The sequence below is a fragment of the Nocardioides abyssi genome, assembly GCF_030412915.1.
GTDB classification, from domain to species: domain Bacteria; phylum Actinomycetota; class Actinomycetes; order Propionibacteriales; family Nocardioidaceae; genus Nocardioides; species Nocardioides abyssi.
In genome coordinates this window covers 672,570-687,595 of the sequence record NZ_JAUHJR010000002.1, presented here as the reverse complement: position 1 = coordinate 687,595, position 15,026 = coordinate 672,570, and the positions used below count along the sequence as shown (strand labels likewise).

The window sequence follows — 15,026 nt, the reverse complement described above, 5'->3', positions numbered from 1 at the left end:
CTAGCGGCGGCGGCCGGTGCGGAAGAGCCCCCGCGCGATCTCCCGCGTCGCCGTCCGCACGACGTCGCGGAAGACCTTCGACCCCACCACGTCACGCACGAGGTCGGGCTCGGCCCGGGGTGCCTTCCGCGCCGGCTTGCGGGCCGGCTTCCGGGCGGGCTCGGGGGCCTGCTCGCCGGTCCGGTCGCGGGTCCGGTCGGGCAGCGGCTGCCGGACGGGGTCGGGGTCGGGCTGCTCCTCGGCGGCCCGCGCGCCCGCCTCGAGCCGGGCGGCCAGGCGCTCGCGGGCGGAGTCGCGGTCGACGGCGACGGCGTACTTCGCCTGCAGCGGGCTGGCGGCCACCACCGCCTCCTGCACCGCCGGCTCGCTGGGCGCCATCAGCGACCGGGGCGCCGGCAGCCGGGTCCACGCGACCGGCGTCGGCGCACCGCGCTCGTCCATCACCGTCACCACCGCCTCGCCGATGCCCAGGCCGGTGATGACCCGGCCGAGGTCGTCGTAGGAGGAGTGCGGGTAGGTCGACACGGTGGCCCGCAGCGCCTTCGCGTCGTTGGGCGTGTGGGCGCGCAGCTGGTGCTGGATGCGCGAGCCGAGCTGGGCCAGCACCTCGTCGGGCACGTCGGTGGGGCTCTGGGTCACGAAGACGACGCCGACGCCCTTGGACCGGATCAGCCGGACGGTCTGGGCGACCTGGTCGAGGAACGCCTTCGACGCGTCGCGGAAGAGCAGGTGGGCCTCGTCGAAGAAGAACACCAGCTTCGGCCGGTCGACGTCGCCGACCTCCGGGAGGTCGTGGAAGAGGTCGGCCAGCAGCCACAGCAGGAACGTCGAGAACACCGCCGGGCGGTCCTGCAGCTGCGCAAGCTCGACCAGCGACACCACGCCGCGGCCGTCGTCGGTGGTGCGCAGCAGGTCGGCGGTGTCGAGCTCGGGCTCACCGAAGAACGACGCCGCCCCCTGGTCCTCCAGCGCGACCAGCTCGCGCAGGATCACGCCTGCCGTCGAGGTGGCCAGCCCGCCGAGCTCCTTGAGCTCGGCGCGGCCCTCGTCGCTGAGCAGGTGGGCGACGACCGCGCGCAGGTCGGCGAGGTCGAGCAGCGGCAGCCCGGCCTTGTCCGCGTAGTGGAAGACCAGGCCCAGGCTGGACTCCTGGGTGTCGTTGAGGCCGAGGACCTTCGAGAGCAGCACCGGGCCGAAGGCGCTCATCGTCACCCGCAGCGGCACGCCGGCGCCGAGGCCGCCGATGGCGAGCAGCTCGACGGGGTACGCCGCCGGCGACCACTGCTGGCCGACCGACGCCGCGCGCTCGGCCGTCCGCGGCGACTCCTCGCCGGGGCTGGCCATGCCCGACAGGTCGCCCTTGACGTCGGCGGCGAAGACCGGGACGCCGGCGTCGCTGAGCTGCTCGGCCAGCAGCTGCAGCGTCTTGGTCTTGCCCGTGCCGGTCGCGCCGGCGACCAGGCCGTGGCGGTTGAGCATCGCCAGCGGGATGCGCACCGGCACCTCGGTGAGGGTGTCGGCGTCGACGAGCAGCCGCCCCAGCTCGAGCGCGGGGCCGGTGAAGGCGTAGCCGGCGGCCACCTCGGCGGCGAGCCGCTCGGCCTCGGACCGGGTGTCCGTCGGGGCGGCGGATGCGGGATCGGGCACGGGGTCGGCCATCCCCGCAGCGTAGCCAGCGCCACGCGGCGTACGGGCCCTCCTGCGGCGCGCTCGCTAGGGTCGTCCCGTGATCTTCAAGCGGGTCGGGGACGGTCGGCCCTACCCCGACCACGGGCTGAGCCCGAAGCAGTGGTCGGGGCTGCCGCCGCGACAGGTGCGCCTGGACCAGCTGGTCACGACCAAGGACACCCTGCAGCTGGCCGCGCTGCTCGACGAGGACTCGACGTTCTACGGCGACCTCTTCGCCCACGTCGTGTCGTGGCGCGGCGAGCTGTACCTCGAGGACGGCCTGCACCGGGCCCTGCGGGCGGCGCTCCAGCAGCGCAGCGTGCTGCACGCCCGGGTGCACGTCGTGGACGGGAGCGCGTGATGCTCGACGGACTCGACCAGCGGCTGCGCAGCCTGCTGACCCTCGGCGTGCTCACCCTGCTGCTGCTCCTCGGCGCGGCGTGGGGCTGGTCGGCGGCGACCAAGCCGTTCCCCGGCGCCGTCGAGAGCCCGGTGTGCGTGGACACCGAGGTCAGCGAGGGCAGCAAGCTCTTCCCCGACCGCGTCGTGGTCAGCGTGCTCAACGCCGGTCGGCGCGAGGGCCTGGCCGGACGCACGATGCAGCTCTTCGGCGACGCCGGCTTCGTCGAGGGCGACACCGGCAACGCGCCGCGCGGCACCGAGGTCGCCTACGCCCAGGTCTGGGCCGAGACGCCTGCCGACCCCGCCGTCCGCCTCGTGCGCTCCCGGCTCGGCCCCGACGCCGGCTTCGAGCGCCGCGAGGGTCCGGGCACCGGGGTCACCGTCGTCGTGGGCGACGGCTTCCAGGAGCTCCTCGACGGCAAGGAGTCGGTGAAGGTCAAGCGCGACTCGGTCGTCTGCAGCCCGCCGGAGTGAGCCGCCCACCCGCGCAGGTCAGCGCGGGGCGGGGCCGTCGTCGAGCCACTGCGCGAGGCGGCCGCCGACGGACACGGCGCGCAGCCGCTGCTCGGTCTGCTCGCGGATCTTGCGCGGGGTGACGACGAGCAGGTCGTCGCCCCGGCGCAGCGCCGTGCGCTGCTCGGGGACCAGCGTCTCGCCGTCGCGGATGACCATCGAGACCGAGGCGCCCCGGGGCAGGCGCAGCTCGCCGACCTCCACGCCGTGCATGAGCGAGCGGGGGCTGATGGTGACCTGCAGCAGGTCGGCGGCGACCCGCTCGAGTGGGGCGGCCTCGAGGTCGAGGTCGCGCGGCTCGGAGCGACGGGCGACCCGCAGCACCCGGGCGACCAGCGGCAGCGTCGGTCCGGTCACCAGCGTGTAGATCACGACCAGCACGAAGACGATGTCGAAGAGCCGCTCGGCGCCGTCGACCCCGGCGGCGAGCGGGATCGTGCTGAAGACGATCGGCACCGCGCCGCGCAGGCCTGCCCAGGAGATGAAGGCCATGTCGCGCAGCGGCATCCGCTGCACGAGCCCGCAGGCCAGCACCGAGAGCGGCCGCGCGACGAAGGTGAGGACCAGGCCCGAGGCGAAGGCCAGCCCGACGACGTCCCAGCCGATCCGGGCCGGGGACAGGAGCAGCCCGAGCATCACGAACAGGCCGATCTGGGCGATCCAGGCGATGCCCTCGGAGAAGGACCGGGTGGCCGCCCGGTGGGGCAGCTCGGTGTTGCCGAGCACCAGCGCGGCGACGTACACCGCGGCGAAGCCGGAGGCGTGGACCGCGGCGCCGGTGCCGTAGGCGAGCACGGTCAGGCAGATGATCGCGATCGGGTAGAGGCCCGAGGAGGGCAGCGCCGCGCGGCGCATCACCCACGCGCCGCCGAAGCCGATCGCCAGGCCGATCGCGACGCCGGCGACCAGCTCGAAGAGGATCAGCCCGGCCATCGCGAGCGGGCCGTCCTCGGCCGCGGCGCCGGAGGAGATGAGCACGACCAGCACGACGACCGGGGCGTCGTTGAGGCCCGACTCGGCCTCCAGCGCCCCGGTCAGCCGCCGGGGCAGCGGCACCGCCCGCAGGACCGAGAACACCGCCGCGGCGTCGGTGGCCGACGTGCAGGCGCCCAGGAGCACCGCGAGCTGCCAGTCCATCCCCAGCAGGAAGTGCGCGCCGCAGGCGACCACCCCGACCGAGATGGCCACGCCGAGGCTGGAGAGCGCGACGCCGAGCCGCATGGCCGGCCGGATCTCGTGCCAGTTGGTCGTCAGGCCACCCTCGGCGAGGATCACGACGAGCGCCCCGAAGCCCAGCGCGTGCGCCAGCTCGGCGTCCTCGAAGTTGATGCCGAGGCCCGCCTCGCCCAGCAGGACGCCCATCAGCAGGTAGATCAGCAGGCTCGGCAGGCCGGCGCGGCTGGAGGCGCGCACCGCGAGCACGGCCAAGAAGGTGACGGCCGAGCCGACCAGCAGGAAGACGTCGAGCTGGTGGGCGTCGAACGTCATGTCACCTCGGGCGCGGGTCGGGGGAAGCGGCACCGAAGTCTATCGGCCCGCACCCGGCGCCCCGACCGCCGCGGACGCGCCTGCGGGAGGGCCTCGCGGCACGCCCGCCCAGGTGGTGCGCTCAGGTGGTCGGGGTGTAACCCGGCCGCCCGGAGGCGTCCCACTCCTCCCAGAACGAGGTGAACTCCTCGCCCAGGAACGGGTCGCCGCCGGTCATCATGATCCCGCCCCGGCGCACGGTCCAGTCCCACGGCGCGAGCTCCTGCGCGGTGGCCAGGTGGGCGCGGGCGGCGTCGGTGCGCCCCGTGCGCTGGAGGTGTGCGGCGACGCGGCGGTGCGCCAGCGCCCGCTGCTCGTCGTCGCTGCGCTCGGGCATCGGGGCCGACGCGCTCGCGGGCAGCTCGCCCTCGCGGACCCAGCGCCGCAGCGCCTCGTGGTGCTGCTCGCTGCTGATCTTGGTGAAGTCGACGAACTGGTCGTCGCCCGGCGCGATCGTCGGCGGCTTGACGATGCGGTCCTCCTCGTCGACCCACACGACCGAGGGGACGTTGGTGATGCCGTAGCGCTCGGCGGTCACGTGCGCGGTGTCGACCGCGACCGGGTACGTCGGCGCGCCGGCCTCGATCCAGGGGCGGGAGTCCTCCGGGTCGGCGTCGAGGGCGACCGAGAAGACCTTCAGCCCGGTGTCGGCCAGCTCGTCCTGCACCTGTTGCCACCCGGCGAGCTCGTGGCGGCAGCCGCACCACGACGCCCAGGTCACGAGCACCCGCTTGTGCCCGGACAGGTCGTCGAAGGAGACCGGGTTGCCGTCGACGTCGGGCAGGGTCAGGCTCGGCGCCCGCCCGTCGCCGAGGTCGCGGGCGTGTGCGGCCGCCGACGGGGCCAGCGCGGCGACACCCTCCTCCTCGTCGACCACGAGCAGCAGGTCGAGCGCGGCGGCCCAGGCGGCCAGCGCGACGCGCCCGGGGTCGTCGGGGTGCGCGACGGCCCGCCCGAGGAGCGGGACGCACACCTCGTCGCGGCACAGGCCCGCCGGCTTGAGGACCCACCCGGTCGCCGCGGCGAGCGCGTCCCCGGCGACGTACCCCTCGACCAGCGGCAGGTCGTGCTGGGCGCCGTCGACGTCGATCAGGACCACCATGCAGCGAGGATCGCACGAAACTGAAACTTGTTCTAGATTTGTTCCCATGACTGCCACCACCCCCGACAGCGCGAGCAAGGGCACCGAGATCCCCGCGACGGTCGCGGCCGCCTCGCTGCCCGCCGACACCCCGGCGTACGACGTCGTGGTGGTCGGCTTCGGCATCGCCGGTGGCTGCGCGGCGCTCGAGGCGGCGCGGGCCGGGGCGCGGGTGCTGCTGCTCGAGCGGGCCGCGGTGCACGGCGGCACGTCCGCGATGTCCGGGGGCCACTTCTACCTCGGCGGCGGCACGGCGGTGCAGCAGGCGACCGGCCACGAGGACTCGGTCGAGGAGATGTACCGCTACCTCGTCGCGGTCTCCAAGGAGCCCGAGCACGACAAGATCCGCGCCTACTGCGAGGGGTCGGTCGAGCACTTCGACTGGCTCGAGGGGCTCGGCTTCGAGTTCGAGCGGTCCTACTACCCCGAGAAGGCGGTCATCCAGCCCGGCACGCAGGGGCTGATGTACACCGGCAGCGAGAAGGTCTGGCCCTACCGCGACCAGGCGCGGCCCGCCCCGCGCGGCCACAAGGTGCCGGTCGCCGGCGACACCGAGGGCACCAAGATGGTGATGGACCTGCTGCGCGACCGGCTGGCCGAGGCCGGCGTCGAGGTCCGCTACGAGACCGGCGTGACCAACCTGGTCGTCGACGAGGCTGCCGGCTCCCCCGCCGTCGTGGGCGTCGCGTGGCGCTCCTTCGAGGAGACCGGCCACGTGCTCGCCGACGGCGTGGTCGTGGCGGCCGGCGGGTTCGTGATGAACCCCGCCATGGTCGCCGAGCACACCCCGAAGCTCGCCGAGAAGCCCTTCGTGCTCGGCTCCACCTACGACGACGGGCTCGGCATCCGGCTCGGCGCGTCGGTGGGCGCGGAGCTCAAGCACATGGCGGAGCCCTTCGTCACCGCGCCGTTCTACCCGCCGTCGGTGCTGCTGACCGGCATCATCGTCAACCGCGAGGGGCAGCGGTTCGTCGCCGAGGACTCCTACCACTCGCGCACCTCGCAGTTCGTCACCGAGCAGCCCGGCTCCGCGGCGTACCTCGTCGTCGACAGCGAGCACGTGGAGTACGCGAAGTACCCCCTCGTCCCGCTCATCGACGGCTACGAGACCGTCGCCGAGCTCGAGGAGGCGCTCGAGCTGCCCGCCGGGTCGGTGCAGGCGACGCTGGAGCGCTACAACGACCACGCCGACCGCGGCGAGGACCCCGACTTCCACAAGCACCCCGACTGGCTCGCCTCGCAGCGGGTCGGGCCGTGGGCGGTCTTCGACCTGACGCTGGGCAAGGCGATGTACGCCGGCTTCACCCTCGGCGGCATGCGGGTCACCGTCGACGGCGAGGTGCAGCGGGCCGACGGCTCCGTCGTCCCCGGCCTGTACGCCGCCGGCGCCTGCGCCTCCAACATCGCCCAGGACGGCAAGGGCTACTGCTCGGGCACCCAGCTCGGCGAGGGGTCGTTCTTCGGCCGGCGCGCCGGCGTGGCGGCGAGCCGCCGTGGCCTGAGCGCAGCGAAGGCCACGATCGGCGGCGAAGGTCGAGGAGCGTCGGCCCAGGCCCGAACGCAGTGAGGGACTGGGCGACGCGTCTCGAGACCCGGTGGGACGACGGCCCACCTCTGGTCCGCGTCACCACCGCCCCCGCTGGTCGAGCCGCGCAGACCGCCTAGGGTCGGCGGCGTGATGACCGACCGCCTCGCCGTCGCCAGCCGCGCCAACGTCCCGCCGTTCCACGTGATGGACCTGCTGGCGGCGTCGGCGGAGCGGCAGCGCGAGCACGGCGACATGCTCAACCTGCTGGCCGGCCAGCCGAGCACGGGCGCCCCGGCGCCGGTGGCGGCCGAGGCGGTGCGGCTGCTGCAGTCCGGCGACCCGCTCGGCTACACCCCCGCCGCCGGCATCCACGAGCTGCGCGAGACGATCGCGGGCCACCACCGTCGCGCGCACGGGATCGAGGTCGACCCGGCCGAGGTCGTGGTGACGACGGGGAGCAGCGGCGGCTTCCTGCTGGCGTTCCTGGCGGCGTTCGACGTCGGCGACAAGGTGGCGATGGCCCGTCCCGGCTACCCCTGCTACCGCAACGTGCTGGCCGCGCTGGGCTGCGAGGTCGTCGAGATCGCGACCGGCCCCGCGACGCGCTTCCAGCCGAGCGTGGAGCAGGTGGCGGCGCTGCACGCGGAGGTCGGGCTCCAGGGCCTGGTCGTCGCGAGCCCGGCGAACCCGACCGGCACGATGCTGCTGCCCGAGGAGCTCGCGGCGCTGGCCCGCTGGTGCGAGGAGAACGGCGTCCAGCTGATCAGCGACGAGATCTACCACGGCATCGAGTACGCCCCGCTCGACGGCGCGGCCCCGCTCGCCCGCAGCGCCTGGGAGACCTCGCGCGAGGCGGTCGTGTTCTCGTCGTTCTCCAAGTACTTCTCGATGACCGGCTGGCGCATCGGCTGGATGCTCGTCCCGCAGCGGCTGCGGCGGGCGGTCGACGTGCTGACCGGCAACTTCACGATCTGCCCCCCGGTGATCGCCCAGCGCGCGTGCCTGGCGGCGTTCGACGACGCGTCGTACGCCGAGCTCGACGGCCACGTCGCGCGGTACGCCGCCAACCGACGCGTCCTCCTCGACGGCCTGGCCGGGCTGGGGATCACCCGGCTCGCGCCGGCGGACGGGGCGTTCTACGTCTACGCCGACGTCGCGCACCTGACCGACGACTCGATGGCCTTCGCCCACGACCTGCTGCAGCGGGTCGGCGTCGCGGTGGCGCCGGGCATCGACTTCGACACCGCCGAGGGCGGCCGCTTCGTCCGGATGTCGTTCGCGGGCCAGCAGTCGGAGATCGAGCAGGCGCTCGCGAGGTTGTCCACAGCCCTCTGACCGGCGGGTTACCGCCGCGCGGCGGTCGGGCAGACCTGCTCCATGGACGGAGCAGGCACGAGCAGGTACGGCGACCCCGCCGCGGTCCACGCGCTCGCGGCGCGGCTGCGCGACCTGTCGGCCGCCGTCGCGGACGAGGCCGAGCGGCTGCGCCGGCTCGCCGAGGAGGTCCCCTGGTCCGGTCGGGCCGCCGACGCCCTGCGCGAGCGGGCGCGCACCGGGGTCGCCCGCCTGCGCCGCTGCGCCGCGCTGCATGAGGACGCCGCCGAGGCGCTCGAGCGGCACGCCGCGGAGGTCGAGCGTCGCCAGGCGCAGGTCGCTGCGGTCGAGGGGCGGTTCCGGTCGCTGATCGAGGCCGCGCGGGACGCGGTGGACGGCTGGCTGGGCGGTCGGCTCGACGGCTGGCTCGACCGGTTCGACCCGCCGCCGGCCGGCCACCGGGACTGGCTCGACGTCGACCTGCCGGGGCTGCTGCGGTGAGCCCCGACGTGGTCGTCACCGAGGTGGTCGGCGGGTCGCACGGGCTGGCGGCGGCGTACGCCGCGGTGCGGGCGGTCGCCGACGCCTACGACGCCTCCGGCGACCGGATGCGCGGGTGGGCCGACCTCGACCGGCGGGTGCTGCTCGACGCCGACCTGCTCGCCTCGGCGCCGCTGGCACCGCTGACCTTCGCCGAGGCCGAGGCAGCCGTGCTGGCCGCGGCGACCGGCCCCGACGGGGCCCTGGTCGCGAGCGTCGGCTGGGAGGCCGATGCCGCCGCGGCCCGCGCCGCGGTCGCCGGGCTGGCGGCGGCCGACGAGCTGGCGCGCGGCGCGTTCGAGGTGCTCGACCACGCGCTGGGCCAGGCGCTCGGCACGCTGCTGCCCGCGGCCGTGCCGGTGCTCCTGCCCGCGCTGCCGGCGCTGGTCGTCGCCGGTCCGCTGCTGGCGCCGGTGGTCGACGACCTGCTGACCGACGTCGTCGCCGACCACCCCGACCTCGCGCAGCACCTGGTGAACGGCGGCGGTGGCCTGCTCGACGGGCTGCTCCTGGCCGGGCTGCTCGCCCGGCTGGCCCGGTCGCCCCGGCTTCCCCGCGACCTGGAGGCGGCCGCCGCGGCCGTGGCGGCGGCGTACGGCGATCCCGGCCGGGGCCGCGCCGAGCGGCTCTGGCCGCTGAGGGCCGTCCGCCAGCCGCGAGGCCTGGGCGACCTGCTCGCCGACCTCGACGAGGTGCACCGCACCGGCCCGGACGGCACGATCGAGGTGCGCACCGCCACCGCGCCGGACGGCTCGGTGCGCCACGTCGTCCACCTGCCGGGCACCGACGACATGACCACCCTGCCCTGGACCCGCGACGAGGACGCCCGCGACCTCGCGACGAACCTGCTGCTGCTCGCCGGGCTCGACAACCCCTACCAGCAGGGCGTGCTCGAGGCGCTGGGCCAGGCGGGCGTCGGTCCGGGCGAGCCGGTGCTGCTGGTCGGGCACTCCCAGGGCGGGATGGTGGCCGCCGCGCTGCTGGCGGCGGACGGCCCGGTGGCGGTCACCGACGTGGTGACCGCCGGGTCACCGACCGCCCACCTGGACGGCTTCCCGCCCGGCACCCACGCGTTGTCGCTGGAGCACCGGGGCGACCTGGTGCCGCTGCTGGACGGCGAGGACAACCGCGACCGGCCGGAGCAGACGACCGTGCGCTTCGACGACGGGCCGTCGTCGGGCGTGGCCGACGCGCACGGCACCGACCGCTACGTCGCGGCCGCCGCCGCGCTGGACGCGTCCGTCGCCGCGGGCAGCGCGCACCCGTCGGTGGTCGACGCGCTCGACCGGCTCGAGGAGCGGGGGTACGTCGCCGGGCCGGCGGGGACGGTGGTGACCAGCCAGGTGTTCGTCGTGGTCCGCGACGAGGTCACGGGGTGAGGGCGTCGATGATCCCGTCGAGCGGGGAGCGGTCGGGCACGACGTTGGGCAGGCCCGCGACGAGGCGGCGGTCGACGAACCCGTTGCGCACGCGCTGGGGGTGGTAGCCGACCTTCGCGCTGCGGACGATCCGGCCCGTCCTGTAGGAGATCTTGGAGATCTTGTCCGAGCCGCTCCAGGAGATGTAGCAGTGCTCGCCGTCCCAGCTCGGGGTCACCCAGTAGGGCTTGAGCCCGCCCTTCAGGAGCTTGCCGGTCGTGAAGCTCTTCGCGTCGACCACGGTGGCGTAGTCCGACATGGTGCCGGCGACGCAGATCTTGGTGCCCCGGTGGTTCATCGCGATCCCGTGGTGGGCGGAGTCGAGCAGGTAGAGCTCCCGGGGGGTGGTGGGGACGAGGTTCGGCAGCCGCTTGACGCGGGTGATCTTGCCGCTGCGGCGGTCGAGCTCGACGAAGCCGTGGAAGAACGAGAGCTGGAAGTAGAGCTTCTGCTCGTCCGGGCTCAGCGTGATCGGGCGGACGGCGGTGCTGACCTCGTCCATGCCGCGCTCGTCGAGGGCCTTGCGCAGGTCGTAGCGGCGCACGACCTTGTTGGTCCGCGCGTCCACGACCTGCAGCACGCGTTCGTCCTTCAGCGGGTCGAGCGCGGGGTCGTCGAGCGGGGTGTAGACCAGCCCGATGCTGGCGTGCAGGATCCGCCGGCCGTCGTCGATGTAGGTGCTCTCGTGCGGGGAGCCGCCCGAGGGGAACTGCCCGAGGTCCTTGCCGTCCTTCATCCGGATGACGTGGACGACGTTGCCGGTGGAGGCGCTGACCACGACCCGCTTGCCGTCGGGCGAGACCGCCATGTGGTCCGAGCGGACGCCGGCGACCGGGAACCGCCAGGCGATCTCCTGGGTCCTCAGGTCGATGGCGACGACGTCGCCGAAGGACGGGCGGGACACGACGAGCAGCCGGCCGTCGTTGGAGGAGTACATGTCGTCGACGAACTGGTCGTGACCCTCGCCGATGAGCGCGCGGATCGCGAGGAAGTACGCCAGGCGGTAGGGGTTGAGCGCGATCTCCTGCATCCGCGCGGCGCGGTCGGGGATGATGTTGATCCGGCCCAGCTGCTTGAACGACCCCGGCGTCACGATGCTCGCGGTGCCGTCCCAGTTGTTGCCGACGAAGACCGCCCGGCGGACCCCGGCCGGCTTGCGTGCCGCCTGCTGGGCCGAGGTCGGCAGCGCGCGGAGCGCGACCCGGTCGAGCCGCTTGCCGGCGGCACCGGCCGCACCACCGGCCGCCGCACCGGCGGCCGGTGGTGCGGCACGGTCCGGCTCGGCCCCCGCCGGGGCGGCGAGCGTGCCGGCGACCGCGAGGGTCAGGGCGAGTACCGGGGCGAGGACCAGTCCGGCCACGGCGGGCGGGAGCGTGCGGCGGCGCATGGTCTGATCCTGCCCGGTCGCGGCGTTTCGGGACAGGACCGTCCGGGAAAGCGACCGGGAGCCGAGGCACCGGGCCCCCGACCGGCCCGGCGAGGAGGACCGATGTACGGCGACACCGACGTGATGCGCCGGCGCGTGGACCAGCTGCGCGAGCAGGCCACCGACCTGCGCCGGCTGGCCGACCAGCTGGTGGCCCGCACCGAGGGCACCGGCTGGACCGGGCGCGCGGCGGAGTCGCTGTCGGACCGCGTCCGCGAGCGGGCCTCCCGGCTGCGCGAGGTGGCGGCCGGCCACGACCAAGCCGCGGACTCCCTCGACGCCCACCTCCAGGAGGTCGACCGGGTCAAGGACGCCATCGCCCAGCGCGAGCGCAAGGCGGCCGGTCTCGTCACCGACGCCCGGGCGCGGGTGGCCCGCGTGGAGTCCCAGGCCGCGACCGACCCCACCGGCGTCACCCGCACCGCCGACCCGACCGACCTGCAGCTCGCCGCCTTCGACCCTCCCCCGCCCGGCCACCGCGACTGGCTCGGCGTCCACCTCCCCGGACTGTGAGGCACCCGTGACCCTCGTCGACCTCAGCGCCCCGCCGGCGGCCCCCGACCCGGCCCAGTTCTCGGAACAGCCGGCCGGGCTGCTCGACGCGCTCCCCCGCCGCGTCGCGCTCACCCTGGCCGAGCTCCGCTGCGCCGCCGCGCACGCCGGCGACGCCCCCCTGCCCTTCGACGTCCCCGCGACCACCTCCGATCGTGCGGGCGGTCCCGAGGCCGGTCCCGAGGCCGGTCCGTACGCCGGTCCCGGGGCGAGCGCCGCTGCCGGCGGCCTCGAGTCGCGCCTGGGCCGCTCGCCCGGCTCGGTCGAGGACGACGCGTGGGCGACCGTCATGACCGCCCTGCACGAGCCGGTCGGCTCGCTCGCCCGCCGCGGGCTGCTCGTCGACGGCGCCCTCGACGAGGGGCTCGCCGGCGCCGTCGGGCTGCTTGCCGTCCCCGACGTCGCCCTCGACCTCGACGTCGCGGTGCAGACCGCCGGCGGCGCGCTCCGCGCCCGGGCCTGGCACCGGCAGGCGGGCGGGGCCGTGGCGACCCTGGCCACGCTGGACGGTGTGGTCTTCGAGCTGTCCTGGTTCGCCGCGGAGCACTGGCCCGCCGAGCTCGCCCGCGTGCCGGTGCTGCCCGAGGACCACGACGCCGGCCGCTCGTCGGTGCCCGAGCGGGTCGACCTCCCCTACGAGCTGGCCGACGCCGCGGCCGAGGCGGTCCGGTCCTCGCGGCCCGACCTGCTCGCGGTCCTGGCCGACCAGCACGCCGCAGCGGTCCACGACGGCGACGGGACGGCGTACGGCACGACCGAGGTGCTGGACCTGCTCGCCGGGCTCGGCACCGAGGCCCAGGGCCGGCTGCGCGCGATGGTCGCCGACACCCGGGCGGAGCGCACCGAGGTCGTCGGCGTCGCCTCGTGGGTGCTGCTCGGCGACGGGTGGCACGCGCTGCGGCCCTACCGGCACCGCACGAGCGGCGAGGCCCGGGTGGAGGTACGCCGCGTGGAGCCCCCCGACCTCGGCCCGCTGCTCGCCCCGGTGCTCGCGGAGGTGACCCGATGAGCGACCACCTGACCGGCGCCCCGGAGGAGGAACCGACCGTGCCGCGTGACGCGGTGGAGGCGGCGGACCTGGCCGACAAGTACGAGCGGATGACCCGGCTGGCCGACCTCTTCGATGCCGCCGGCGAGGAGGCCCGGTCGCGGGCGGCGCTGGGCGCGGAGGTGCTCGGCGACCCCGACGTCGCCGACTCCGCCGAGGTCGCCCGCGCGAGCTGGACGGAGGTCGAGCGCGACGTGCTCGCCGCGACCGGCGAGAAGCACGGGCTGCTCGCCCGCTCCGCCGAGCTCGACGCCGACGCGCTCGTCGTGCGCGCCACCGTGGCGACGTACCGCTGGATCGACGAGCTCGCCGAGGAGGCCTCACGGACGCTCGGCGCGATCGCGGGCCGCGCGATCGGCTACCTCGCGCCGGAGGTCGCCCTCGGCGGCCCGGTGGTGAGCGCCGGCCTCATCGAGACCGATGCGCTCGACCGCGACGGCGTGGCGGCGTACCTCTCCGAGCTGGCGCAGGAGCACCCCGACCTGCTCGAGCACGTCTCCGGGCGTGGCGGCCTGCTCGACACGTTGTCGATGCGCTCGCTGCTCACCGTCGGGCTGCTGGCCGGCGAGACCGGCCGGGCGGCCGCGCGGGGCGGGCTGCGCGCCCTCGGCGTCGACGAGCTGCGGACCGACCTCGGCGCCGCGCTGCGGGACGTCGCCGGTGGTGTGGTGGACGAGCCGGAGGACCCCGCTGTTCCTTCCGGCGAGGTGCCGGGCGCCGGGGGCGCGCCCCGGGGGCTCGCCGGGCTGATGACCGCGCTGGAGGGGGTCGCGGCCTCGGTGGCCGTCGAGCGGGTCGCGGAGGGCCGCTGGATCGCCTACCTGCCCGGCCCGAGCGGCGGCGGTCGCCGGCTGCGGCTCGTCAGCGGCGACCCCACGCCGTACGCCGCCCAGGTGGTGCGCGCGGTCGAGGCCGCCGTCGGTGACGACCCGGCCGCGCGGGTGATGCTCGTGGGCTCCGCCCAGGGCGGGGTGACCGCGGCCGAGGTGGCTGCCGCGTCGCCGTCGTTCACCGTCGAGCAGGTCGTGACGGCCGGCGCCCCCGGCGCCCAGGTGACCCGGGTGCCCGAGCCGACCCGCGTGCTGGCGCTCGAGGACCGCGCCGACCCGGTCGCGCTGCTCGGCTCGCTGATGAACCTGGAGACCCCCAACCGGGTGACCGTCGTCTTCGAGGCGGGCGCCGTCGACGGCTCCGCCGGCAGCGCGTACGTCGTGGGTGGCCGGGCCGCGGACGCCGCCGACCACCCGGCCCTGCGCGCCGAGCTCGACCGGCTCGCGTCGCTGGGCTACCTCGCCGGCTGACCCGCCCGACCGACCGCCCCCGGCTGACATCTCAGGGGAGTCCTGCACATATCGGGGTAGATCTGCCCCGATATGTGCAGGGGTCACCGGTTAACCGGTGACTCCTGCACCCCGCCTCCCCCGGAACTCAGCCCCCGGAAATCAGCGGAGGGCCGGGCTCCGAGAAGGAGCCCGGCCCTCGGCCGGTGGTGCAGGGGCGGCGATCAGCTGCCGGAGACCGCCGTCTTGAAGGCGGAGGCGGCCTTGAAGGCCGGCGCCGTGGTGGCGGCGATCTCGATGGTCTCGCCGGTCTGCGGGTTGCGGCCCTGGCGCGCCGAGCGCTCGCGCGACTCGAAGGTGCCGAAGCCGGAGATGCTGACCTTGTCGCCGGCCGCGACGGCCTTGACGATGCTGTCGAGGACGGCGTCGAGGGCCTTCTCGGCCTCCTTGCTGCCCAGGCCGGTCTGCTCGGCGACGGCGTCGCGCAGCTGTCCCTTGTTCATGTGTTGCTCCTGTTCGTCAGGTCTGCGGGGGTCGTGCCGTGCCGGCCCGGCGAAGGGCCCGGCGGCACGCCCGGCGGCCTGCGCGTGGTGCCGCAGGCGCGTCCGGCGCTCCGCAGGCTAGCCGCACCACGGCGTGTTGGCGCATCCGCGGGCCCCGGAACGCCGG

Annotated in this window: 14 protein-coding genes; 9 read left to right on the top strand and 5 right to left on the bottom strand. The window is 75.4% G+C overall.

Annotated features, from left to right (window positions below; translation table 11 throughout):
* The gene (locus tag QWY29_RS08385; protein WP_300960261.1) at nt 1-1,659 is read right to left on the bottom strand and encodes a helicase HerA-like domain-containing protein; all 1,659 of its coding nucleotides are present in this window, start codon (nt 1,657-1,659) and stop codon (nt 1-3) included.
* A 67-nt stretch (nt 1,660-1,726) separates the two neighbouring features.
* Here QWY29_RS08385 and QWY29_RS08380 point away from each other — a divergent pair, with 67 nt between their 5' ends.
* Nucleotides 1,727-2,029: a type II toxin-antitoxin system VapB family antitoxin gene (locus QWY29_RS08380; RefSeq protein WP_300960260.1), complete on the top strand. Its 303-nt coding sequence runs from the start codon at nt 1,727-1,729 to the stop codon at nt 2,027-2,029.
* Entirely contained in the window at nt 2,029-2,544 is a 516-nt protein-coding gene (locus tag QWY29_RS08375; RefSeq protein WP_300960259.1) for a LytR C-terminal domain-containing protein, read from the top strand. Before QWY29_RS08380 ends, QWY29_RS08375 begins: the two co-directional genes overlap by 1 nt.
* 18 nt (nt 2,545-2,562) lie before the next feature.
* On the opposite strand, the gene QWY29_RS08370 is transcribed toward QWY29_RS08375, so the two are convergent.
* Both QWY29_RS08370 and QWY29_RS08365 read right to left on the bottom strand, forming a co-directional pair.
* A complete protein-coding gene (locus QWY29_RS08370; protein ID WP_300960258.1) occupies nt 2,563-4,071 on the bottom strand; it encodes a potassium/proton antiporter in 1,509 nt (502 codons plus the stop codon).
* Nucleotides 4,072-4,192: 121 nt separating this feature from the next.
* Nucleotides 4,193-5,212, bottom strand: coding sequence for a TlpA disulfide reductase family protein (locus QWY29_RS08365; protein ID WP_300960257.1), 1,020 nt, complete (start codon nt 5,210-5,212; stop codon nt 4,193-4,195).
* Nucleotides 5,213-5,258: 46 nt separating this feature from the next.
* Here QWY29_RS08365 and QWY29_RS08360 point away from each other — a divergent pair, with 46 nt between their 5' ends.
* From QWY29_RS08360 to QWY29_RS08345, 4 genes are all read left to right on the top strand, one after another.
* A complete protein-coding gene (locus QWY29_RS08360; protein WP_300960256.1) occupies nt 5,259-6,818 on the top strand; it encodes an FAD-binding protein in 1,560 nt (519 codons plus the stop codon).
* 111 nt (nt 6,819-6,929) lie between these two features.
* Nucleotides 6,930-8,114 (top strand): pyridoxal phosphate-dependent aminotransferase, encoded by a 1,185-nt coding sequence (locus QWY29_RS08355; RefSeq protein ID WP_300960398.1) that lies wholly within the window; start codon nt 6,930-6,932, stop codon nt 8,112-8,114.
* Nucleotides 8,115-8,156: 42 nt separating this feature from the next.
* Entirely contained in the window at nt 8,157-8,594 is a 438-nt protein-coding gene (locus tag QWY29_RS08350; RefSeq protein ID WP_300960255.1) for a WXG100 family type VII secretion target, read from the top strand.
* Nucleotides 8,591-10,012, top strand: coding sequence for a lipase family protein (locus QWY29_RS08345; RefSeq protein ID WP_300960254.1), 1,422 nt, complete (start codon nt 8,591-8,593; stop codon nt 10,010-10,012). Before QWY29_RS08350 ends, QWY29_RS08345 begins: the two co-directional genes overlap by 4 nt.
* Here QWY29_RS08345 and QWY29_RS08340 read toward each other — a convergent pair.
* Complete coding sequence (locus tag QWY29_RS08340) at nt 10,002-11,438, bottom strand: YncE family protein (RefSeq protein WP_300960253.1); 1,437 nt, start codon at nt 11,436-11,438, stop codon at nt 10,002-10,004. The genes QWY29_RS08345 and QWY29_RS08340 overlap by 11 nt on opposite strands.
* A 102-nt stretch (nt 11,439-11,540) precedes the next feature.
* Between QWY29_RS08340 and QWY29_RS08335 the strand changes: the two genes are divergently transcribed.
* The 3 genes from QWY29_RS08335 to QWY29_RS08325 are packed head-to-tail and all read left to right on the top strand — an operon-like array spanning nt 11,541 to nt 14,378.
* Nucleotides 11,541-11,990 (top strand): hypothetical protein, encoded by a 450-nt coding sequence (locus QWY29_RS08335; RefSeq protein ID WP_300960252.1) that lies wholly within the window; start codon nt 11,541-11,543, stop codon nt 11,988-11,990.
* Between the two features lie 7 nt (nt 11,991-11,997).
* Nucleotides 11,998-13,038, top strand: a complete 1,041-nt coding sequence (locus tag QWY29_RS08330) for a hypothetical protein (RefSeq protein WP_300960251.1) — start codon at nt 11,998-12,000, stop codon at nt 13,036-13,038.
* Nucleotides 13,035-14,378 (top strand): hypothetical protein, encoded by a 1,344-nt coding sequence (locus QWY29_RS08325; protein WP_300960250.1) that lies wholly within the window; start codon nt 13,035-13,037, stop codon nt 14,376-14,378. Before QWY29_RS08330 ends, QWY29_RS08325 begins: the two co-directional genes overlap by 4 nt.
* 203 nt (nt 14,379-14,581) lie before the next feature.
* Here QWY29_RS08325 and QWY29_RS08320 read toward each other — a convergent pair whose 3' ends face one another.
* Nucleotides 14,582-14,860 carry an HU family DNA-binding protein gene (locus tag QWY29_RS08320; RefSeq protein WP_300960249.1) on the bottom strand — a complete coding sequence of 93 codons (279 nt, stop codon included), beginning with the start codon at nt 14,858-14,860 and terminating at the stop codon, nt 14,582-14,584.
* Nucleotides 14,861-15,026 lie beyond the last annotated feature (166 nt).

Coding starts and splice junctions, on each gene's coding strand:
- QWY29_RS08325 (WP_300960250.1), top strand. CDS start 13,035: ATGAGCGACCACCTGACCGGCGCCCCGGAGGAGGAACCGACCGTGCCG.
- QWY29_RS08370 (WP_300960258.1), bottom strand. CDS start 4,071: ATGACGTTCGACGCCCACCAGCTCGACGTCTTCCTGCTGGTCGGCTCG.
- QWY29_RS08340 (WP_300960253.1), bottom strand. CDS start 11,438: ATGCGCCGCCGCACGCTCCCGCCCGCCGTGGCCGGACTGGTCCTCGCC.
- QWY29_RS08320 (WP_300960249.1), bottom strand. CDS start 14,860: ATGAACAAGGGACAGCTGCGCGACGCCGTCGCCGAGCAGACCGGCCTG.
- QWY29_RS08360 (WP_300960256.1), top strand. CDS start 5,259: ATGACTGCCACCACCCCCGACAGCGCGAGCAAGGGCACCGAGATCCCC.
- QWY29_RS08375 (WP_300960259.1), top strand. CDS start 2,029: ATGCTCGACGGACTCGACCAGCGGCTGCGCAGCCTGCTGACCCTCGGC.
- QWY29_RS08335 (WP_300960252.1), top strand. CDS start 11,541: ATGTACGGCGACACCGACGTGATGCGCCGGCGCGTGGACCAGCTGCGC.
- QWY29_RS08365 (WP_300960257.1), bottom strand. CDS start 5,212: ATGGTGGTCCTGATCGACGTCGACGGCGCCCAGCACGACCTGCCGCTG.
- QWY29_RS08385 (WP_300960261.1), bottom strand. CDS start 1,659: ATGGCCGACCCCGTGCCCGATCCCGCATCCGCCGCCCCGACGGACACC.
- QWY29_RS08350 (WP_300960255.1), top strand. CDS start 8,157: ATGGACGGAGCAGGCACGAGCAGGTACGGCGACCCCGCCGCGGTCCAC.
- QWY29_RS08355 (WP_300960398.1), top strand. CDS start 6,930: ATGACCGACCGCCTCGCCGTCGCCAGCCGCGCCAACGTCCCGCCGTTC.